We start from the raw sequence: 22,188 nt of genomic DNA on the forward strand, positions 1-22,188 counted from the left end.
TGCCTACCAGCTCAGCCCGATTGCGTTGCTCATGAAGCTGACAGCATCTGTGCGCTCCTCGATGATCGCTGAACGTGCTCGACCAGCGCCGTGCCCCCCGTCGCGCTCGACGCGTAAGAGTGCGACGGCGCCCGGGTCGCTGACCGCCTGGAGTCGGGCGGCGAACTTGTAGCTATGCGCTGGAACTACTCGGTCATCATGGTCACTGGTCATGATGAGCGTTGGTGGGTACCTTCGGCCTGTCGTCAGCCGGTGATACGGCGAGTAGGCGTATGCCGTTCGAAACTCGGCCTCGCTACGATCAGGGTCGCCGTAGTCCGAGGTCCATGCCCACCCGATCGTGAAGTGCTTGAAGCGGAGCAGATCCAGGACACCGACTTCGGGAACTGCAGCAGCGAACAGATCAGGCCGCTGGGTGATGAGCGCCCCGACGAGCAGGCCGCCATTTGATCCGCCGTTGCAGGCAAGTTGCTCCGCGGACGTCCAGCCTTGCCCGATGAGGTACTCGGCAGCTGCGATGGCATCGTCAAAGACGTTCTGCTTGTTCGCCAAACGCCCTCCGTCGTGCCAGTCAGTGCCATACTCGCCGCCGCCGCGCAGCGACGGAACCGCAAGTACCCCACCGGCGCTCAGGAAGCTTGCGCGCGCGACGTTGAATTGCGGGAGCACCGGAACCCGGAATCCGCCATACCCGTAAAGGAGAGTGGGATGCGGCCCGCTCGCAGGATCCACATCGCACCGATGGGCCAAGAACATCGGGACCGTGGTTCCGTCCTTGCTTTGGTATTGAATCTGTTCGGTGACGATGTCGTCGAATCCCATGTTGGGCGTGCCGAATACCGACGTGCTCCGCCCCGAGTTCAGATCATGTCTCAGGACGAGCCGCGGCACGGTGAACGAGGTATAGGTCAGGTGCAGCAGGGGCGAGTCTTTGCGAGATTGAACCTCGAGCACTGAACCGAGGCCCGGCAGCGGGATCTCGGCGAGTTGTACACCGTCAATGTCATGCACCGTGACGGCTGAGTGCGCGTCCCGTAGCCAATGCAACACGTAGCGACCGCCGGCCGAATACGCCCCGATCAGGCTGCTCGCTCGCTGCGCCACCAGGTCGACGACCTGCCCGGTCGACAGATCCAGGCTGACCAGTCGGCCGCGAGGAGCATCCTTGTCGGTCAGCAGGATCAGTTTTCCGGCTACTGCTCCTACCGGTTGCCAGCTGGCGTCATGAGTGGCGATCAGCGGATGCGGCCGCAGCACGTCCGAACCCTCACTGAGGTCGCCATCATTGGGTAGTCGCGCGATCCAGAGCTGGTTTGTCGGATCGGAGCCGCGCTCGACGACAACCACGAGCCATCGGTCGTCGTCAGATATATGGGGAACGAATAGCAACTCAGGCTCGTCGGGGAGCTCCAGGACCACCCGATCAGCAGAATGCGGAGTGCCGAGTAGATGCAACCGCAATTGATGGCCAGTGTTAGTAGCCCGTAACGCGTTCTCTTCCGTGACGTCTGGTGCTGGAAATCCCCCGTAAAAGAACCCGGTGGAGTCCGGTAGCCAAGCCACCTCGGTGAACTTCGCCCACCGGACCTCGTCGGAATGATCTTCGCCGCTATCGACGTCTCGAACCCGCCAGCTCTGCCAATCGCTACCGGCGTCGGAGTAAGTGAACGCGACGAACCTTCCGTCTGGACTGGGAATCGCAGAGGCAACGGAGGTCGTCGAGTGCTCGACCAGCGGGTTGGGGTCTATCAATACCCGGTCCGTAAGTGCCCCTCCCGCGCAGGACAGCCCATCAGGTTCGGTCCGTGCCTCCGCCACCCGATAGACAGCCTGCTCGGTGGTCCCGTCGTTGCTGAAGCGAAACCAACGGTCGCCTGCGCCCCGTGGGGCCGTTTCGGTTGGTAGCGATGCCAACTCCGCGATCCTTTTGCGAATCGCGACGCGCCCAGGTAGTGCATCGAGATAGGCGCGCGCCTCGCCTGCCTGGTCGTGCACCCACTTGCTGATCTCAGGATCGCTCGCTGGGCCTTCTAGCCAGCGATACGGATCGGCTACCTGCGTCCCGAAATAGTCGTCGACCTGCGCCACCTGGCGAGTTGGGGAAAGCCTCATCGAGAATGACCTCATATCTGGCGTGACGACCTTGAGAACTAACGTAGTAGGCGTCAGTACGGCACGTGGACCAAATTTGGCGGGGCGGTGCACACGCCGTGGCGAGACCTGGAAAACTGGAGATATGAGACCTGGAGCGCGCCCAGCTAGTTCCTCTTCGTCCGGCCCCGTCCCGTCAGCGGCGATGGCCGCCGCCATGAGCGGTGCGGTCGACCTTGCCGCCGTCAAGGCGCGTTCGGAGGCGGCAGCCCGCGCCGCGAGCGCGCCACCTCCTGCCGGCGGTGAATTCGTAATCGACGTTGCCGAGGCGAATTTCCAGGCCGAGGTCCTCGACCGCTCTTTCCAGGTCCCGGTATTGCTGGACCTCTGGGCCGAGTGGTGTGAGCCGTGCAAGCAGCTCTCCCCACTGTTGGAGAAGCTGGCGAAAGAAGCCGGCGGCCGATTCATCGTGGCCAAGATCGACGTCGATGCAAATCAGCAGATCGCTCAGATGTTGCAGGTACAGAGCATTCCGACGGTTTTCGCCGTGATCGGTGGCCAGCTGGTGCCTGGATTCCAGGGAGCGCTGCCCGAACCACAGCTGCGCGAATTTATTGCTGCGCTGCTCGAGGCCGCCCAGCAAGCCGGCTTGTCAGGTTCCCCGGCCCCGGCCGAGGGGCCTGAGGCACTCGCTCCGGATACTCAGAGCGAGGTGGCGCCGCCCGAAGACGAACGGTTCAGTGCCGCCGAGCAAGCTCTCGAGGACGGGGATTTTGACACTGCGGCCGATCGCTACAACGCGATTCTGTTGGCGGAACCCGCAAACACCGAGGCTCGACTCGCCTTGCTCCAAGTCGCTTTGCTGAAGCGTTTCTCTGCGCTACCTGCTGACGCACTGGCCCAGGCCGAGTCCGCGCCCGACGACGTTGCGATTCAACTGGCCGCGGCGGACGCAGAACTCGCAAATAATCAGATAGATGCCGCTTTCGGTCGTCTAATTGCCCTGGTCAAACGGACGCGCGGCGATGACCGAATGCCTATCCGCGACCGGATGGTCGAGTATTTCGAGCTACTCGGACCGGACGACCCCCGGGTCGGCCCAGCGCGGCGCGAATTGGCCAATGCCCTGTTCTAGCAGCTCCGCAAGAGCCAAATGCCAGCCCCGCCGAAGTCGAATCGGTCGGGCTGGCATCTGACGTACGTCGTTTAGTTGCGGTAGGTTTTGCAGCGCTCAGTTCTCGAGCGGGCTTCGCTGGCCGTGGGGTACGTGCGGCATGATCGCGTCCGGGGGGATGACACCAAGCCGACCGGCCTGGTAGTCCTCGAGCGTCTGCTGAAGTTCCGCCCGGGTATTCATCACGAACGGGCCATAGTGCTCCATCGGTTCCCTGATCGGCTCGCCACCGAGCAAAATCACCTCGAACGCGGCCGTCCGGCCATCCTGCTTCGCGTCGGCCGTCACGGTGATCCGGTCGCCTTCCCCCATCACTGCCAGTTGGCCGGCGTGAATCGGTTCGCTCTTCGGCCCGACCGTCCCAGAACCCGCCATGACGTACACCAGACCGTTGTAGGTCGGCTGCCATGGCAACGAGAGTTGTTGACCTGGGCTGACACTCGCGTGAATCACCGTGATCGGGGTGTGAGTCGAACCGGGACCCACGTGACCGTCCACTTCGCCGGCGATGACGCGCAGCAACGAGCCGCCGTCTGCACTAGCTAGCAGGGTGATGTTGCTGGCCTCGATGCCTTGGTACTTCGGCGCGAGGAACTTGTCTTTGGCAGGCAGGTTCACCCAAAGCTGGAAGCCGTGGAATAGCCCGCCCTCCTCGACCAGCTTCTCGGGCGGTGTCTCGATATGGAGCAGGCCTGCCCCAGCTGTCATCCACTGTGTTGCGCCTTCGGTGATAACTCCACCACCGCCGTGGGTGTCCTGATGAATGAACTGACCTTCGATCAGGTAGGTCACGGTCTCGAAACCGCGGTGCGGGTGCCAGTTCGTTCCCTTGGGTTCGCCAGCGGGATAGTCCACCTCACCCATCTGATCCATCATGATGAACGGGTCGAGGTAGCGGTAGTTGACCCCGGCCAGTGCGCGGCGAACGGGGAAACCTTCGCCCTCATGTCCCGCTGGGGCGGTAGTCACAACGAGGACTGGACGTTCGACATCGCCCAGCGCCGCGCCCTTGACGCGTGGCAGGGTCAAGGTGTCAGCGGTAATCGCAGCCATGATTCTTGAGCCTCCTATATTGTTGCTTGTGCAACTATATGCCTCAACCGCCTTGGCCTGGTGACTATTCCGGGCCCATGAGACCCTTCCTGGATCGGCTCAAGAGGGCGATGCGTCGGATTCGGCGACACGAGGCACCGGATCATGGCGGAGCCAAATAGCGCCGAGCGGCGGTACCCGGATTGTCGCTGATGTCGCTTGGCCGTGCCAGCTAGGACCGTCAGCAGATACGGCACCCCAATTCCCGACGCCGGAGCCGCCGTAGATTTCGGAATCGGTATTCAGCGCCTCCTCCCACCGGCCCGGTAACGGCAAGCCAAGGCGATATCGTTCGTGTGGCATCGCCGAGAAATTTACGATCGCGGCGAGCACAGAGCCGTCGTCACCCCAACGCAAGAACGAGAAGACGTTGCCGCTGGCATCGTTGGCGTCGATCCAGCCAAAACCTTCAGGGACGATGTCCTGAGACCACAGGGCTCGGGTGCTGCGATAGGTCGCGTTCAGGTCGCCGACCAGGCGAAGCACGCCCGCGTGATCTGCAGCGTCGAGTAGCCACCAGTCCAGTGAGCGGCTCTCGTTCCATTCACCGCCCTGAGCGAACTCCGAGCCCTGGAATATCAGCTGCTTGCCCGGATGAGCCCACATGAAAGCGTAGAGGGCGCGCAGTGTTGCCATCTGTTGCCATCGGTCGCCGGGGATCTTGTTCAGCAGCGAACCCTTGCCATGGACGACCTCGTCGTGGCTGAACGGCAGGATGTAATTCTCGGAGTATGCGTACACCATCGAGAAAGTCATCTGATGGTGGTGATACTGCCGGTAGATCGGCTCTTTCTGAATGTATTCGAGCGTGTCGTGCATCCATCCCATATTCCACTTGAAGCCGAAGCCAAGGCCGCCGAGGTGAGTCGCCCGCGTGACCCCGGGCCAGGACGTGGACTCTTCGGCAATCGTCATGACGCCCGGAACCCGTTTGTACACCGTGGCGTTCATCTCCTGGAGGAAGCCAACGGCCTCGAGATTCTCGCGACCGCCGTACTTGTTCGGCAGCCATTCCCCAGCCTTGCGTGAGTAGTCCAGATACAGCATCGACGCGACGGCATCTACCCGGAGCCCGTCAATGTGAAATTCCTCGAGCCAGTAGATCGCATTTGCGACAAGGAAATTTCGTACCTCGATGCGGCCGAAGTCGAACACGTAGGTGCCCCAGTCTGGCTGCTCGCCTCGCCGCGGATCGGAGTGCTCGTAGAGCGCCGTGCCGTCAAACCTCGCCAGAGCCCAGGCATCCTTCGGGAAATGGGCTGGCACCCAGTCGACAATCACGCCGATGTCGGCCTGATGCAATTTGTCGACCAGATAACGGAAATCGTCTGGATTGCCGAACCGACTGCTGGGCGCGAAATACGAGGTCACCTGATAACCCCACGAGCCTCCGAACGGGTGCTCGGCGACCGGCAGGAACTCGACGTGGGTGAAGCCAACGCTTCTGACGTAGTCGACGAGCTCGGTCGCGAGTTCACGGTAGCCAAGACCCTGTCGCCACGATCCCAGGTGAACCTCATAGACCGACATTGGCGATGCGTGCCAGGCGGTCTCAGCCCGTTTCCGCAGCCAGTCGGCGTCATCCCATTCGTGGTTCGCCGTGTGGACGACTGACGCAGTTTGCGGCGGAACCTCGGTGGCGAAGGCCATCGGATCGGCCTTTTCGCGCCACACGCCATCCTTGCCGAGAATGTTGAACTTGTACCGGGTGCCGTCGCCTACCCCGGGGACGAACAACTCCCAGATTCCTGAGGACCCCAATGACCGCATAGGAAACGCCCGACCGGACCAATAGTCGAAGTCACCCTGTACCCGGACTCCGGTCGCGTTGGGAGCCCAAACTGCGAAGGACGTACCGATGACCGGGCCGCTCGGGGTGTCATAGCTCCGGACATGGGCCCCGAGCACCTTCCACAGCTCTTCGTGCCTGCCCTCGCCTACCAAATACAGATCCAACTCTCCGAGGGTCGGCAGCCATCGGTAGGGATCATCAACCACGAATGTCTGCGAACCGTAACTGACTTCGAGTCGGTAATCGGTCGGATCAGCCTCAACAACTCCCGCGAAAACGCCAGCCGGATGGATCTGCTGCAGCGCAGTGCGTTTGCCGTCGAGCAGGACGCTCACGGAGTCGGCTTCTGGACGTAGCGTTCTGATCGCGGTTCGGCCTGGAGCGACTGGGTGCGCGCCCAACACTGAATGGGGCTGGGCGTGATTGCCCGCGACGAGGCGATCGAGTTCGTCAGCACTAGGGTTGAACGTGGTTGCCTGGGTCGACTGCATCGCTACCTTCTTCGCATCGTCAACTTGTTCGGCACAACTCAGGCGCTTTGCGCGAGACGCTGCAACGAAGCTTGGGGGATCGGCAACCAGTTGGGCCGATTTCGTGCTTCGTACACGAGTTCGTAGACAGCCTTGTCGGCTTCAAAGGCCCGCAAAAGCACGCCGGCCTGTTCCGGATCGACGCCGCCACCCTCGGCGTATCCCTCGCAGAACGAGACCCGGTTTCGATCGGCCCATTCAGTTGCGCGAAATTCCGATTGCGAGGTTGCCCGGATGTCGACGAGCTGATGCCGGGCCGCGTAGTCAAAGCTGCGAAGCATGCCGGCCACGTCGCGGATGGGGGAGTCCTGAGCTCGTCGCTCCCCGATGCTCTTCGCCGGTTCGCCTTCGAAGTCCAGAAACACCCAGCGATGTACCGTGCGAAGTACCTGACCGAGATGAAGGTCACCATGTACTCGCTGGGCAACAACCGGCTCACGGTAGCCGGCAAGATCGGCATAGGCTTGGCGCAACCCGCCCGCTACGCCGCCGAGTGATGGCACCTCGGCCAAGGCGGCCTCCAGCCGGGCTGTCATAGCCGCAGCTCGCTCTTGGAGATCTTCGGTTCGCAACTCGGACGTGCCAAACGACTTAGCCAAGTCAGAATGCACCTCAGCGGTAGATACTCCGAGGCGATGTGCCTCGGCCGCGAAGTCTCCGCCGGCCTCTTCAGCATGCAGGTCAGCTTCGGCCATCAGATCCCGGACGCTTGCGGTTGCCAACTGCCAGCCGTCGGTAGCGGTGGTCATGAACTCCTGGACCATCGCCAGACTCCAAGGCTGACCGTCGATCTGCGCCGTGACATGGCCGAACAACCGCGCCACATGACGCGCGCCGAGCCGGCTCAGTTCTTCGTGGATTTCTATGTCAGGATTCAGGCCCGCCTCGATACGTCGGAAGGCCTTCATGATCGCAATATCGCCGAAGACCAGTGACGTATTGGACTGTTCCGAGGTTAATGCCAGGCTGTTCTCCTCGATCGGAATCTCACTCGGCTCGACTGTCGGAAAGAAGTCCACACCATCGAGTCGGGCTCCGGTCGAGAGCGCTCGCAACCAGACCCCGGTGACTTCCTTGTCATGCAAGGCATCGTAGATCTCGATCGGTTGTTCGCCATCGGCATCCAGTACCGACCCGATCAGCGCGTGGTCGAGGTAGTCCACGGCCGCGGTTCGCAGCACGATCGGCACTTGATAGTGCTCGACGCTGCCGTCGTCATAGGCGACATCAGCGATCCAAATCTGGACGGTGTGCGGCACCTCTGTCAGCGTCGCGAGCAACCGCGCTTCGACACGGCCGTCCCTGGACTTACCGGCATACCAACGTTGTTGGCCGAGCCAATCGTTGAGCACGCGCGTTACTTCAGTCGGATTTACTCTCACTCGTCAGACTCCTTCCGCGTCGCTCGAGCCGTAGCCGACAGCGACGGCGGCAGGCGTTGCGCTGTCTTGAACGGGAGCGACTACGTCACCGGGAATCGCTGTGATCTCAGCATCGGCAACGGGTCCGAATTCCTCGCCGTCGGCAACCGCGGAGCCCTCGGCCGCGGGTAGGCCGGTCCCGGCACGGGGTTGGTGTTGCGGAATACGCAGCCAGTAAAACCCGTGGCCGGCGAGGGTAAGTAGATATGGAAGCTCACCGATCGCAGGAAAGTGGCTGCCTCCCGTCATCTCGACCGGCTCTGCGCCTTCCCAGTGGCGAAGATCCAGTTCGACGGCTTGCGGAAATCGCGAGAGGTTGTTGACGCAGAGTACGACGTCGTCACCGAACTCGCGGACGAAGGAGAGGACAGACGGATTCGAGCCGCCGAGATCAGTGAAGGTACCGAGTCCGAAGGCGGGATTGGCCTTGCGAAGTCCAATCATCCTTCTGGTCCAGTGCAGCAACGACGAAGTGTTGCGGGTCTGAGCCTCGACGTTGGTGACCTGGTATCCGTACACCGAGTCAGAGTTCACCGGAAGGTACATGCGTCCTGGCTCGGCCGTTGAGAATCCGGCGTTGCGGTCCGGCGTCCACTGCATCGGCGTCCGTACCCCGTCTCTGTCGCCCAGCCAGATGTTGTCGCCCATTCCGATCTCGTCCCCGTAGTAGAGGACGGGCGAACCGGGCAGCGACATCAGCAGCGCAGTAAAGAGTTCGATGCGGTTCAGGTCGTTGTCCAACAGGGGAGCGAGCCGGCGGCGGATACCGATGTTGGCCTTCATCCGTGGGTCTTGGGCGTATTCGTTCCACATGTAGTCGCGCTCTTCGTCGCTGACCATCTCGAGCGTCAGTTCGTCGTGGTTGCGGAGGAAGATTCCCCACTGGCAACTCGACGGAATAGGTGGGGTCTGTTCCAGGATCTCTGAGATCGGGTAACGGTTCTCTCGCCGAACGGCCATGAAAATCCGAGGCATGACCGGAAAGTGGAATGCCATGTGGCACTCGTCACCGCCGACCGAGTAGTCGCCGAAGTATTCCACCACGTCGGCCGGCCACTGGTTGGCTTCGCAAAGCAGTACCCGGTCGGGATAGTTATCGTCGACCTCTTTGCGAACCATCCTCAGCACGGCGTGCGTCTCTTGAAGGTTTTCGCCGTTCGTACCGTCGCGTTCGAACAGATACGGAACCGCGTCCAGGCGGAAACCATCGATGCCCATCTCTAGCCAGAATCGAATCGCGTCCATGATCGCCTCGACCACCGCTGGATTGTCAAAGTTGAGGTCGGGTTGGTGGGAAAAGAAGCGATGCCAGAAGTACTGTTTGCGAATGGGATCGAAGGTCCAGTTGGATGGCTCCGTGTCGACGAAAATTATTCGTGCCTCGGGGTATCTGGTGTCGTCATCGGCCCAGACGTAGAAATCCCCGTAAGGTCCGTCAGGATCAGCACGGCTGGCCTGGAACCACGGGTGCGCGTCGGAGGTGTGGTTCATGACGAAGTCGATGATGACGCGGATACCTCGGTTGTGGGCTTCCTGCAGGAAGTGCCCGAAATCCTCCAACGTGCCGAATTCCGGCAAGACACCGGTGTAGTCAGACACGTCATAGCCGCCATCACGCAATGGTGACGGGAAGAACGGCGGCAGCCACAGGCAATCAACGCCGAGCCATTGAAGGTAGTCGAGCTTGTCGGTCAGACCGCGAAGGTCACCCGTGCCGTCGCCGTTCGAGTCCGAGAAGCCACGTACCAGCACCTCGTAGAAAACCGCTCGCTTGAACCATTCGGGATCGCGGTCAGTCTGCACGGGTTCGGTCACGAGTGCCTCCTGTCGCGCTGGCGCTAGATCCGTCCGGAATTGTTTGCCGGCGGGTGCTGCGGCCCCTTTGCGCGTCCGAGTCTGCCATGAACTGGAAACGCTCACAGCTTCCGCCGCCGATAGCTGAGCGATCAGTCCATGCGGCAGCCGGACCGGCTGCGAAAGTCTCCTAAAACGTGGGCTAGAACGTGGGCTAGAACGTGGGCTAGAACGTGGGCTAGAACGTGGGCTAGAACGTGGGCTAGAACGTGGGCTAGAACGTGGGCTAGGAGGAGGGCGGCAAGGGCGGTACAGATGGTAGTGGCGGTATCGGCGGCAGGCTGGTTGAGCCGCTCGAGTCCGAATCGTCTGGCAATCCGGCATGAGCAATGCGCGAGTCGGGGTCGTCATCTGACGCACGAATACCGGCTGCCTCGGGCTGTTCCGCCGCCGGGGGGAGGTTCGAATCGAACCAACCGGTCGTGTCGATCGCCTCGGCTACGTTAGCGGCCGATCCACCACTCGATCCAGGCGGCCCACCGGTACTCGTCGCTGCCAGCCAGGAGGGCGCGTCGTCGTCGGTTCCCCCTGTGAGCTTTGAAAGACCCTCGAGCGCCTTGGAGAACTCGCTCGGCACGATCCACATCTTGTTCGCGTCACCCTGCGCAATCTGCGGCAAGGTCTGCAGGTATTGATAAGCGAGCAACGCCGGATCGGGTTTCGCTGCATGTATAGCGCCGAAGGTCGTCTCGATAGCCTTTGCCTGACCCTGTGCGGAAAGGTATCTCGCCGCTCGCTCACCCTCTGCTCGCAGGATTCGAGACTGTCGATCCGCTTCCGCGGCGAGAATGGCGGCAGTCTTCGCACCTTCGGCGGACAGAATCTGTGCTGCCTTCTGCCCCTCAGCCGTCTTGATAGCAGACTCGCGCTGGCCTTCGGCAGAAAGGATGATCGCCCGCTTGTCACGATCGGCGCGCATCTGCTTCTCCATGGCATCGCGGATTGACGCTGGCGGCTCAATTGCCTTGATCTCGACGCGGGCGACCCTGATCCCCCAAGGCCCGGTAGCCTCGTCGAGCACGCCACGCAGCTGAGTGTTGATGCCGTCGCGGCTGGTGAGGGTTTGCTCGAGGTTCAGGGCGCCAACCACGTTGCGCAGTGTCGTGATGGTGAGCTGTTCGACCGCCTGGATGTAGTTCTGGATTTCGTATGTTGCCGATCGGGGATCCGTAACTTGAAAGTAGATCACTGAATCGATGGCCACGGTCAGGTTGTCGGAGGTGATCACCGGCTGCGGCGGAAAGCTCACGACCTGCTCCCGCAGGTCGATCAGCGGCCGCAGCCGGTCGACAAAGGGAACCAACACGGCCACTCCCGCGCCCTGCGTGCGGGTGTAGCGCCCAAGGCGCTCGACAACCCCGGCACGAGCTTGCGGAATGATGCGCACGCTGCGCACCAGAGTGATGATCGCCAGAATCGCGATCACGAGCACCGCTATCAGTATGGGATCCATCCCAGTCCTCTCTCAATGTCGTTCTCTAGTGCAGTCGTTCTCAGATGCCGCTATCGCAGGTGCTTCGCATCCCAGACGACGGCGGTCGCGCCGTCGATCTGCATCACCTGTACGACGGTGCCCGGTTCGATGACCTGGACGTGGTCGAACGAGCGGGCAGACCACTCCGCACCGTTCAGACGGACCCGCCCATCGTGGGCGTCTACGCTACTCAGGACGATGGCGTCGTGACCAACCAGAGCAGCCGTGCCCGAAACGTGGGTCGTTCCGCCGCTGAGGTGACGCCTCGCGACCGGACGTACGAAGACAAGTAGTCCTAGACCTACGGCCACTGCCGCGGCAACCTGAGCCGCTGGCGGGGCGCCCGCCGCCGCTACGATCGCTCCCGCTGAAGCGCCTCCGGCGCACATCACCAGTACCAAGTCGAGCGAGAGCGCCTCAGCGCCGGCGAGACCAGCGGCAAGAATGATCCAGATCAACCATGCGGGCACCTCTTCATGGAACCACGATGTTGATCGCCTCGGTGGAGCAATTGCAATAGCACCCGTTGACGGCAGACAATTGCGCCATGTCTACGGTCAAGAGCGGCAAGATCCCTTCGGTCCTCTCCATTCGTTCTGAAGCTTCGATCTTGTCGATCGGCTCGCGTGGATCGATCCTGTCCATCGGGTCGGTCGGGTCCGTGCTGTCCATCGGTTCTGTTGGTGCGTTCGGCTCAGCGTTCTCCGTCGGTTCGTTTCTCAGCGTGGCGTCGGCGTTGTCGGCATTGTCCGATCGTGCGGTTATGTCGTGGCGCAGCCGCAAGGCCGTCTTGGCGGGCCCTTATCGGTTCTCAAACGTGGCGATGCACTGAAAAGATGTGTGCCGGCTGGTGTGGGTGCAATCGCACGAAGTTGTGCTCGCCCCATTCGTAATTCGTGCCGGTGACGAGATCGCTGGCCGTGAAGTTGGTGAACCAATCGACGCCGAGCTCGTCCAGCCGTAGATGGACCCATCCCTCTCGCGTGTTGTGCGGATCCATGGAGCAGATAACAAGGATCGTGTCGTCTGAGTTCGGGTCCTTCTTCGAAAAGGCGATGATTCCGTCATTCTCCGATTGGTGAAAGCGAAGATTGCGCAACTGGTGCAGCGCCGGATGCGCGCGCCGAATCTCGTTGAGTCGTGTGATGAACGGCGCCAGGGAATCGCCTCGTGCAATCGCACCCTGATAATCGCGCGGGCGCAGTTGGTACTTCTCGGAATTCAGGTACTCCTCACTACCGGGTCGAACGGCAGTGCTTTCGAACAACTCGAATCCCGAATAGATCCCGTAGTTCGGAGACATCATCGAAGCCAGCACCACTCGGATGGAGAATCCTGCCCGACCCGAGTACTGCAGGAACTCGTTCAGGATGTCGGGCGTGTTCGGCCAGAAGTTAGGACGCATATAGTCTGCTGCCGCCACGAGCTCTTCACCGTACTGCTGTAACTCCCAAGGAGTGTTTCGCCAGGTGAAGTAGGTATAGCTTTGACTGAATCCGATTCGTGCGAGCTCGTGCATCATGGCCGGGCGGGTGAACGCCTCGGCTAGAAACAGCACCTCCGGATTTTTCTTCTTGACGCTCGCGATCAACCACTGCCAGAAATCGAGCGGCTTGGTATGAGGATTGTCGACCCTAAAGATCTTTACCCCACGGTTCACCCAGAGCATCGTTACGCGGAGCAACTCGGCGTAGATGCCCTTCGGGTCGTTGTCGAAGTTGAGTGGGTAGATATCCTGATATTTCTTCGGCGGGTTCTCCGCGTAAGCGATGGTCTGGTCGGGCAGCGTCGTGAACCACTCCGGATGTTGCTTTACCCACGGATGATCAGGCGCGCATTGAAAGGCAAGGTCGAGGGCGACATCGAGCTCGAGTTCCCGCGCACGTGCGACGAAGGCCGCGAAATCCGCTTCATCACCAAGCTCTGGGTGAATCGCATCGTGGCCGCCCTCGTCCGAACCGATCGCCCAGGGTGAACCGGTGTCGGTTGGTTTGGGGTTGAGGCTGTTGTTCGGGCCTTTGCGATTCACCTTCCCGATCGGGTGGATCGGCGGCAGGTAGACGACATCGAACCCGAGATCAGAAACGTAGTCGAGATGTTTGGTGGCGTCGGCAAAAGTGCCATGCCGCAACGGTCTCGCCGGGTCGTCGAGATCATCGGCGAGTTCGGCGCCGATCGAGCGTGGAAAGAATTCGTACCAGGCGCCATAGAGCGCTTTCTGCCGGTCCACCCAGACTTCGTAGCTGTGTGACTCGGTGATCAATTCCCGGATGGGACGGCGATGCGCGAGATCGCGGACCTCATGACTGAGCGAGCGGGTGATTCGCAATGGAATATCTACGGTCTCGTTCCGGAGGTCCTTTGCCACCGACATCGCGAGCTTGGTCTCCGCTTTTGTCTTGCTCAAAGCCGATACCCGTTCCCACAGCTGGGCGCCGGCCTCCAGGTCATTGGCCAATTCCTCGGCGTTCTGCCCGGCATCGACTTTGACTTCGATGGCGTGGTACCAGGTGCTGAGCGGGTCGCTCCAAGCCTCGACCTGAAAAGTCCACATGCCGGGCGTCGTGGGCACTACCTCGGTCCGCCACCGATCGCTGCCGCCGCCAAGCGGTCGCAGCCGATTGAATTCCGCAGACTTCCCCTTCGGAGAGCGCCAGACGACTGACGCCGCTACCGCGTCGTGGCCTTCCCGAAATACCGTTGCCTCGATAGTGATGTGCTCGCCTACGACCGCCCGTGCAGGCAGCTCGCCGAGCGCGATCACAGGGTGTATTGCGTTGAGTCCCAGTCGTCCGGCCACCCGTTCACCGTAGCGCCCGTCAAGGCGGTTGTCGGAGATCGATGATGACGTAAGTCATTCCCGTGCTCGTCTGTAAGCGTTACCGTCACCCGCTATCCTCTGCCCTATGAAGGCTCTTCGTCGATTGACCGTTCGCGCTGCGCTCCCGGAGCAGCTGGCGCCGCTGGGCGAGATCGTTGCTAACCTGCGGTGGTCCTGGCACCCGGATTCGCTGGATCTCCTGGAGTCCGTGGATCCGGAATTATGGGCACAGTCCAACGGCGACCCCGCTAAATTGCTGGGCGGCGTGAGCACCGATCGACTCGCAGTGCTGGCGCGGGACCGCAGGTTCCTACGACGACTTTCCGACGTGTCCGACGATCTGAAGGACTACCTCGAGCAGCCGCGCTGGTACCAGCGCCAGCTGGAGGCCAAGCCTGGGTCGCTGCCCGAATCCGTCGCGTACTTCTCACCTGAGTTCGGCATCACCGAAGTGCTCCCTCAGTACTCCGGTGGCCTTGGCATCCTCGCTGGCGATCACTTGAAAGCAGCCTCTGACCTGGGCGCGCCGATCATCGGCGTGGGTCTGCTGTACCGGGCCGGCTACTTCTCGCAGTCTTTGTCGCGCGAGGGATGGCAGCAGGAGCGCTACCCCTCACTCGACCCACAGGGCCTACCCCTAACTCCCCTTCGCGACGCCGACGGCAATGCCTCGAGAGTGATCCTGGAGCTGCCCGAGGGGCGCGCTCTACACGCCCAGATCTGGCTGGCGTCAGTAGGCCGGGTGCCGTTGCTGTTGCTCGATTCCGATGTCGAGGAGAACGACGCCGCCGCCCGGGGCGTCACCGATCGGCTTTACGGCGGCGGCCCAGAACATCGTCTCTTGCAGGAGCTGCTGCTGGGCGTCGGCGGCGTACGAGCCCTCCGGGCGTACTGCGCGATCACGGGGCATGCCTCGCCCCAGGTGTTTCACACCAACGAGGGCCACGCAGGATTCCTCGGAATCGAGCGGATCAGCGAGCTCACGTTCGGCGAAGCCAAGTTGAGCTTCGACGAAGCCCTGACCGCGGTACGTGCCGGCACCGTATTCACAACTCATACGCCCGTCCCAGCGGGAATCGACAGATTCGATCGCACTCTCATTGAGTCCTATCTGCACGATGTGCCAGGGGTTCCGGTTGACAAGATTCTCGAGCTCGGGCGCGAAGAGGATGTAACCAAGTTCAACATGGCGCATATGGGCCTTCGGCTCGGCCAACGGGCCAACGGCGTCGCGCAGCTTCATGGTCGAGTGAGCAGGTCGATGTTCAACAACCTGTGGCCAGGCTTCGACGCGGACGAAGTGCCGATCACATCGATCACCAATGGCGTCCATGCGCCAACTTGGATGGCACGAGAGATCCTTGATCTGGCTGAGCGTGTCGCTGGCTCAGAAGCGCTGGCCGCAGGGACGGGCTGGGACGCGATCGACCAGATCGAAGACATCGAACTCTGGTCCATCAAACGCGATCTGCGGGAGCGGTTGGTTGGCGAGATCCGGCGCCGCCTCCGTCAGAGTGGGCTGGAGCGAGGTTTCTCCGGCGTCGAACTGGCTTGGACCTTCAATGCATTCGATCCGGACACACTCACCATCGGGTTCGCCCGTCGGGTGCCCTCTTATAAGCGACTCACGTTGATGCTGCGGGACCCTGAACGACTGAAGAAGCTGCTAACCGATCCGGAACGCCCGGTACAGATCGTTGTTGCGGGCAAGTCGCATCCGGCCGATGACGGCGGCAAGGAGTTGATCGCCCAGCTCGTCCGATTCACCGACGACCCTGAGGTGCGCGAACGAATCGCCTTCCTGCCCGACTACGACATCGGCATGGCGCGTTACCTCTACTGGGGTAGCGATGTCTGGCTCAACAATCCACTTCGGCCGTTGGAGGCATGTGGGACCTCCGGTATGAAGGCGGCTCTCAACGGTGGCCTCAACCTGTCCATCAAAGACGGCTGGTGGGATGAATGGTGCGAGGACGGCAAGAACGGCTGGGAGATCCCGTCGGCCGATGATTCGCTTGACGGCACCACCGATGACCATCGTGATGCGGTGGAAGCTGCAGCGATGTACGACCTCATCGAACACCAGGTAGCGCAGCGCTTCTACGACCGAGACTCCAAAGGCATCCCCGCACAGTGGGTCTCGATGGTGCGCTACACCCTGAAGTCGCTCGGACCGAAAGTACTCGCCACGCGGATGGTCCGTGACTACATTCGCACCCTGTATGCGCCAGCTGCGCAGGCTGCGGCGCTCATGAACGCGAATGACTACGCCGCAGCGAAGGACATGGCAGCGTGGAAATCCTGGGTGACGGGCGCCTGGAAGGGTGTTGCAGTGCGGCATGTCGAGTCTCAAGTCGATGGCGATCCGACTCTGGGTGGCACGCTAACGCTGAGAGCGGAAGTGGCCTTGGCTGGCTTGAAATCATCCGATGTTCAGGTTCAGGCGCTGTTCGGACCGGTGGACGCAGACAATCGCTTCACTACGACCAATATCGAAGTGCTCGACCTGGCCGACGAGCGTGAGGACGGTGCGTTCTTCACCGGCGATATCCCGCTGAACCGCGCAGGCGCATTCGGTTACACGGTCCGGGTCATGCCTGTCCACCCGTCGCTGGCAAACCCGGTTGAAACAGGTTTGGTCGCGATCGCGCACTGACGCTTGGCACTCACCCGTCCGCGCACTGACGCGGGACCCGCAGTGCCTCAGCCCCGTTCAGCTCGCAACAGCAACACTGAACGGGCTTCTACGGTGATAGTCGTACCGGCGTCGATGACGGAGGACGAACCGTCGTCGCCGCCGGGTTCGGTGGTGTCGATGACAACGTCGTACTGGCTTGCCCATGGCTTGCCGGGCACCGTGAAAGCGGTCGCGTCGTCTCCGGAGTGCAGGATGAGCAAATAGGACTCGTCCAAGATGAGCTCGCCGCGGGGACCACGGTGTCGAAGGCCGCGGCCGTCCAAATACATACCAATCGTGCGGAGGTTCGGATCAAACCATTCACGGTCGCCCAACTCGACGCCAGACGCCTGAAACCAGGCGAGATCTTTGCAGCCGTCGCCGCCGACAACCGAGTGACCCTCGAAGAATGCTCGTTGCCGGAGCACCGGAGATGACTTACGTAACGCGATCAGCCGCTGGGCCAACGCGAACAAGTCGTCCGCCGCGTCACTCGAAGTCCAGTCAAGCCACGAGATCTCATTGTCCTGGCAATAGGCGTTGTTGTTGCCTTGCTGCGTCCGAAACCGCTCGTCCCCGGCTACTAACATCGGCACGCCAGTAGACAGCAGAAGTGTTGCAAGCAGACTTCTGACCTGTCGACGCCGAATTGTGACGATGTCTGTCTTGTCGGTTTCGCCTTCGACGCCAAAGTTGATCGAGCGATTGTCGTCCGTGCCGTCGCGGTTGCTCTCGCCGTTGGCTTCATTGTGCTTATGCTCGTAGGTTGCCAGATCCCGCAAGGTGAATCCGTCATGTGCGGTTACGAAATTGATAGATGCAAAAGGTAGCCGGCCGTCGTCTCCGTACAGGTCCGAGGAGCCGGTCAATCGGTAGGCGAGGTCGCGTACGCCGCCGGCGCCATGTGCCCAGAAATCGCGGACAGTATCGCGGTACTTGCCGTTCCACTCCGTCCACAACGGAGGAAACTCGCCAACCTGGTACCCACCATTGCCAAGATCCCACGGCTCGGCGATCAACTTGACCTGACTTATCACCGGGTCCTGGTGGATGACGTCGAAGAACGATGACAGCTTGTCCACATCGTGCAGGGAACGGGCCAGAGCTGATGCCAGATCGAACCGGAAGCCGTCCACGTGCATTTCGCTGACCCAATAACGCAGCGAATCCATCACCATTTGAAGCACGGTTGGGATTCTGGCGTCGAGAGTGTTGCCGCATCCGGTGTAGTCGAGATATTTCGAACGATCGTTGGGATCCAGCCGGTAGTAGCTGGTGTTGTCGATCCCACGGAAGGACAACACGGGTCCATCGGGTTCGGCTTCGCCGGTGTGGTTGTAGACGACGTCGAGGATGACTTCGATATCGGCAGCGTGCAGCGCGCGCACCATCGCCTTGAACTCGCGTACCTGATTTCCGCCCAGTCGCCCCGTGTGGGTCGCGTAGGCAGCGTGCGGTGCGAAAAATCCGATCGAGTTGTATCCCCAGTAGTTCTTCGCGCCACGACGTTGGAGCGCGGGCTCGGTGACGAAGTGGTGAATCGGTAGCAACTCGACAGCGGTAATTCCCAAACTCTTCAAGTAAGAGATGGCGGCCGGGTGTGCCAGGCCCGCGTAGGTGCCGCGCAGCTCAGCCGGGATGTCGGGATGCAAGGCGGTGAAGCCCTTGACGTGTAACTCATAGATCACCGTGTCTTCCCACGGCGTGTGTGGACGTCTATCTGAGCCCCACGGGAATCCGTCGAGCACCACCACGGATCGAGGTACAAAAGGGGCCGAGTCGAGATCGTTGTCGGCATAGCAGGCTTGGTCGTCGACGAAGTCGCCGTCGATTGCTCTCGCGTAGGGATCGATGAGCAGCTTCGCGGGATTGTGAATGAGTCCCGCGGAAGGCTGGTGCGGGCCCTGCAGCCGGTACCCGTAGCGCTGGCCGGGGTTGATGCCGGGGATGTAGCCGTGCCAGATGTGAAAGGTCCGCTCGGCGAGCTGGACGCGATGTTCGTCGCCGGCGGTATCGAACAGACAGACGTCTGCCCTGGTAGCCGTTGGCGACCAGATGGCGAAGTGCGTGCCCTCGCCGTCCCAGGTGGCGCCGACCGGAAATGGCTTGCCGGGCCATGCGACGAGGTTGTCGCTGGGAGCGCCGAGCCCAGCGACGAGGTTGTCGCTGGGAGCGCCGAGCCGGCGCGCCAACGACTGAGTGAGGTTCGTTGCGGGTTCCATTGTCCTCGCACTTTACGCGGGGTCATCGCACCTTAAGCGGGCTGATCGACAGGCTCGTGTTGTCACCTTGTGCTTCGCAATCAAGACGCGCCGGGGTGATGCCGCCTGCGTTAGGAAATGTGGGTGCTGTTGGATGGATGGGTGGTGTCACCGGAATTTGAGCCCAACCCCGACGCGACGCTGCAGTTCGAGCAGGTCACCGTACGTCGTGGACAGAAAGTGTTGCTCGACGCAATGAACTGGACCGTCGAGGAGGACGAGCGATGGGTCGTTCTCGGGCCAAACGGTGCTGGCAAGACCACTCTGCTACAGATGGCTGCCGCGACGATGCATCCGACAGAGGGCACCGTCGCGATCTTCGGTGAGCGGCTCGGCGCGGTCGATGTCTTCGAACTGCGCCCGCGGATCGGGCTCTCGTCGGCATCGCTGGCGCAGCGCATCCCGGCGGGCGAGTTGGTCGTGGACGTCGTTGTTTCCGCTGGGTACGCGGTGATCGGCAGATGGCGCGAGGCGTACGGCAGGCTGGACGTCCGTCGTGCGAAGAGCCTGCTGTCACGCTTCGGCGTCGGCGACCTGGCGGAGCGCACCTACGGCACACTCAGCGAGGGCGAGCGCAAACGAGTTCAGATCGCACGGGCGATGATGACAGATCCGGAACTGTTGTTGCTGGACGAACCCGCGGCCGGCATGGACCTTGGGGGTCGCGAGGACTTGCTCCGTCGGCTGTCTGCTCTCGCCGCTGACGCCGAGGCGCCGGCGATGGTCTTGGTAACCCACCACGTTGAAGAGATCCCGGCCGGCATGAGTCACGCGTTGTTGCTGCGCGAGGGCGGCGTCGTGGCGCAAGGTTTGCTCGACGACGTTCTGACCTCAGAACTTCTGTCGGTCACCTTCGGGTTGAACCTGTCGGTAGAACACACCGGAGGCAGGTTCTTCGCCCGGGCAGTGTGACGGGCGCGGTGTCATAGCCCGGGCAGTGTGACGGGCGCGGTGTCATCGCCCGGGCAGTGTGACGGGCGCGGTGTCATAGCCCGAGCGGGTCCTGGCGATCGAGTTCGGCCAGCACGCTCTTCGGAGCACTCATGCGGTAGGCCTCGTCGACAAGATCTGCGATGAGGTCCCACTGCGGCTGCCGGTCGAGGCGGACCCCCACCCACCCCTTCTTACCGACGTACGGCGGCACGAAGAACGTCTCCGGGTCCTCTTCAATCAATGACTGCTGGCGCTCGCTCACCGAAGCGCACCAGAAAGCTAGACGTCCATCGTTGTGATGGTGATCTGCGAACATCACAAAGCTCTTCTTGTCACGGACGAACCAGGTGGGCTCACCGTGACTGAGCCGCTCCGTAGTTTGTGGCAACGCCAGGCAGATCTCGCGTAAACGGTCAATTTCCGCAGGCGGAGCCATCTTTTTCGAGGCTCAGGCGCCTACGGAGACCAAGGTCACACTGATCGTCTTGCCGTTGGCAGCGCGGTACGTAACTGCGTCTCCTGGGTGCGCTCCGATGAGGACCGAGCCGAGTGGACTGTTCGGCGTGATGACTTCGATGCCGGTGCTCGCCTGCTCAACTCGCCCGATCAAGAAGGTCTCGGGTTCTTCGTCCGGTCCGAAGCGCAGGACGACTTGGCTGCCAACCGCTGCTTCGAGCGGGTCTGCGGCCTCGATGATCGGAGCCTGTAGTTGGACTTCGAGATCGGCGATACGGCTGTCCAGCTCACCGAGTCGGATCAGGGCGTCGATGTTTCCAGCGTGGTCAGCGGCGTCGCCAGTGCCGGACTGAGGGATGCTCTCGACGGCCGCCTGCGCACGCTGGGCCTTGAGATCGGCCAGTCGTGCCTGCAGAGCCGTGCGGGATGACTTGGAAAGGACGGAAAGACTCGTGGTCAAGGGAATTCCTTCAATTAAAACGGCCTGGAACTCATACCAACTCCAGGAGGGGCGATTTCGTTCCCGACACAAGGTAGGTCTGTACTAAGCGATTCTAGGTGAGCCAGTCGTTGGTCGAGCGGTGAAGTCTCAACTTCGTCTCAGCCGGTGCGAACGAGGCGTCGATGGCCGCTCGGTTGAGCTCTGCGATCGACTCGTCGTCATAGTTGAACTCAGCGCGGACCAGTTCGAACTCCTTCAGCAGCGGCGAGTTCGTGGCCGACGGGATATCCGCATTGAGCGTGACAACGAGCCCCTGCGATCTCATCTCGTGAATGGGATGTCCTTCTATGGAACGGGCAAAGCCGAGTGCAACGTTTGACGAGGGACAGACCTCGAGTGGAATTTTGAGCTCGCGCATCTCGGCGACGAGCTCCGGGTCCTGCAAGACTGTTATGCCGTGACCGATGCGTTCGGCTCGCCCAACCCCAAGGGCCGTGCGAATGCTCTCTGGGCCGCAAGCCTCGCCAGCGTGGTGTACGAGGTGAATGTTGTAGGCCATCGCACGCCGGAATACCGCTTCGAACTGATCGATCGGGTGGGACTCTTCCCCGGCGAGCCCGATGCCGACCACCCCTCGATCGGCGTACTGAATCGCCAGGTCAAGCGTGCGGTGAGCACGCGCGACCGATCGCTTACGCGGGTGGTCGAGTAGCAGCCGCGACTCGATCCCGTAGGCATCCCGACCGGCGGCAAGCCCGTCGAGTACGGCTTCCACGGGCATGTTCGGTTGCCCCAGTCGTTCCTCGTGCGCGGCGGCCGTGAAGGTCACTTCGGCGTACCGAGTGCCTTGGGCCGCTTCGTCGGCACAGAATTCAAAGGCGATCCGCCGAAAGTCTTCGGGGCGAATAAGCACGTCACGGATGCGACCGTTCTGATCGGCGAAGGCGCGGAATTCGGAGCCGACAAGCGGTGAGTCAGAGGTTTGGCCAACCATCCTGGCACCAGAAATCGTCGCTAGGGAGCCTGTCGATGGGCCGATGGACTTCAGGTGCAATTGGTTCTCGCGGGCGATCTCGGCGACGGTTGCCGGCCTGATCGTGCTTTCAAGATGTACGTGCAGATGGACCTTGGGTAGTCCTCGGAGGTCTCGCACTCCGCAATTTTAGGAGC

Annotated in this window: 15 protein-coding genes and 1 pseudogene; 4 read left to right on the forward strand and 12 right to left on the reverse strand. The window is 61.7% G+C overall.

The genetic code is table 11. The features are described from left to right. Positions 1 to 3: 3 nt before the first annotated feature. Positions 4 to 2,112: a prolyl oligopeptidase family serine peptidase gene (locus ACSMXN_RS11030; protein ID WP_027139189.1), complete on the reverse strand. Its 2,109-nt coding sequence runs from the start codon at positions 2,110 to 2,112 to the stop codon at positions 4 to 6. A 124-nt stretch (positions 2,113 to 2,236) separates the two neighbouring features. On the opposite strand from ACSMXN_RS11030, the gene ACSMXN_RS11035 reads away from it, so the two are divergent. Further along, complete coding sequence (locus ACSMXN_RS11035; RefSeq protein ID WP_196811195.1) at positions 2,237 to 3,226, forward strand: tetratricopeptide repeat protein; 990 nt, start codon at positions 2,237 to 2,239, stop codon at positions 3,224 to 3,226. Between the two features lie 96 nt (positions 3,227 to 3,322). On the opposite strand, the gene ACSMXN_RS11040 is transcribed toward ACSMXN_RS11035, so the two are convergent. The 6 genes from ACSMXN_RS11040 to ACSMXN_RS11065 all read right to left on the reverse strand — a co-directional run bounded on the left by ACSMXN_RS11040 (position 3,323) and on the right by ACSMXN_RS11065 (position 11,898). Beyond that, entirely contained in the window at positions 3,323 to 4,318 is a 996-nt protein-coding gene (locus ACSMXN_RS11040) for a pirin family protein (protein ID WP_022912294.1), read from the reverse strand. A gap of 99 nt (positions 4,319 to 4,417) precedes the next feature. After that, the gene (gene glgB / locus ACSMXN_RS11045) at positions 4,418 to 6,640 is read right to left on the reverse strand and encodes a 1,4-alpha-glucan branching protein GlgB (RefSeq protein WP_022912295.1); all 2,223 of its coding nucleotides are present in this window, start codon (positions 6,638 to 6,640) and stop codon (positions 4,418 to 4,420) included. Positions 6,641 to 6,678: 38 nt separating this feature from the next. Then, a complete protein-coding gene (locus ACSMXN_RS11050) occupies positions 6,679 to 8,061 on the reverse strand; it encodes a maltokinase N-terminal cap-like domain-containing protein (protein ID WP_022912296.1) in 1,383 nt (460 codons plus the stop codon). Between the two features lie 3 nt (positions 8,062 to 8,064). Then, the gene (gene treS / locus ACSMXN_RS11055) at positions 8,065 to 9,915 is read right to left on the reverse strand and encodes a maltose alpha-D-glucosyltransferase (RefSeq protein ID WP_081649024.1); all 1,851 of its coding nucleotides are present in this window, start codon (positions 9,913 to 9,915) and stop codon (positions 8,065 to 8,067) included. A 265-nt stretch (positions 9,916 to 10,180) separates the two neighbouring features. Beyond that, positions 10,181 to 11,407, reverse strand: coding sequence for an SPFH domain-containing protein (locus tag ACSMXN_RS11060; protein ID WP_022912298.1), 1,227 nt, complete (start codon positions 11,405 to 11,407; stop codon positions 10,181 to 10,183). A gap of 50 nt (positions 11,408 to 11,457) precedes the next feature. Further along, positions 11,458 to 11,898, reverse strand: coding sequence for an NfeD family protein (locus tag ACSMXN_RS11065; protein ID WP_022912299.1), 441 nt, complete (start codon positions 11,896 to 11,898; stop codon positions 11,458 to 11,460). Between the two features lie 69 nt (positions 11,899 to 11,967). Between ACSMXN_RS11065 and ACSMXN_RS11070 the strand changes: the two are divergent. After that, positions 11,968 to 12,203, forward strand: a pseudogene (locus tag ACSMXN_RS11070) (hypothetical protein); the annotation flags it as partial. Between the two features lie 36 nt (positions 12,204 to 12,239). Here the strand turns inward: ACSMXN_RS11070 and ACSMXN_RS11075 are convergent. Beyond that, a complete protein-coding gene (locus ACSMXN_RS11075; RefSeq protein WP_022912302.1) occupies positions 12,240 to 14,228 on the reverse strand; it encodes an alpha-1,4-glucan--maltose-1-phosphate maltosyltransferase in 1,989 nt (662 codons plus the stop codon). 106 nt (positions 14,229 to 14,334) lie between these two features. Here ACSMXN_RS11075 and glgP point away from each other — a divergent pair, with 106 nt between their 5' ends. Next, positions 14,335 to 16,905 (forward strand): alpha-glucan family phosphorylase, encoded by a 2,571-nt coding sequence (gene glgP / locus ACSMXN_RS11080; RefSeq protein ID WP_022912303.1) that lies wholly within the window; start codon positions 14,335 to 14,337, stop codon positions 16,903 to 16,905. A 47-nt stretch (positions 16,906 to 16,952) separates the two neighbouring features. Here the strand turns inward: glgP and glgX are convergent, their stop codons facing one another. Next, positions 16,953 to 19,148 (reverse strand): glycogen debranching protein GlgX, encoded by a 2,196-nt coding sequence (glgX, locus tag ACSMXN_RS11085; RefSeq protein WP_022912304.1) that lies wholly within the window; start codon positions 19,146 to 19,148, stop codon positions 16,953 to 16,955. Positions 19,149 to 19,271: 123 nt separating this feature from the next. On the opposite strand from glgX, the gene ACSMXN_RS11090 reads away from it, so the two are divergent. Then, on the forward strand, positions 19,272 to 20,099 hold the full coding sequence (locus tag ACSMXN_RS11090) for an ABC transporter ATP-binding protein (RefSeq protein ID WP_455407749.1): 828 nt from the start codon (positions 19,272 to 19,274) through the stop codon (positions 20,097 to 20,099). Positions 20,100 to 20,172: 73 nt separating this feature from the next. Here ACSMXN_RS11090 and ACSMXN_RS11095 read toward each other — a convergent pair whose 3' ends face one another. The 3 genes from ACSMXN_RS11095 to add all read right to left on the reverse strand — a co-directional run bounded on the left by ACSMXN_RS11095 (position 20,173) and on the right by add (position 22,171). Then, the gene (locus ACSMXN_RS11095) at positions 20,173 to 20,556 is read right to left on the reverse strand and encodes an MmcQ/YjbR family DNA-binding protein (RefSeq protein WP_022912306.1); all 384 of its coding nucleotides are present in this window, start codon (positions 20,554 to 20,556) and stop codon (positions 20,173 to 20,175) included. A gap of 12 nt (positions 20,557 to 20,568) precedes the next feature. After that, the gene (locus tag ACSMXN_RS11100; RefSeq protein ID WP_022912307.1) at positions 20,569 to 21,036 is read right to left on the reverse strand and encodes a GreA/GreB family elongation factor; all 468 of its coding nucleotides are present in this window, start codon (positions 21,034 to 21,036) and stop codon (positions 20,569 to 20,571) included. Between the two features lie 94 nt (positions 21,037 to 21,130). Further along, complete coding sequence (gene add / locus ACSMXN_RS11105) at positions 21,131 to 22,171, reverse strand: adenosine deaminase (protein WP_022912308.1); 1,041 nt, start codon at positions 22,169 to 22,171, stop codon at positions 21,131 to 21,133. Positions 22,172 to 22,188: the final 17 nt, after the last annotated feature.

Source organism: Parajatrophihabitans canadensis (assembly GCF_053764775.1).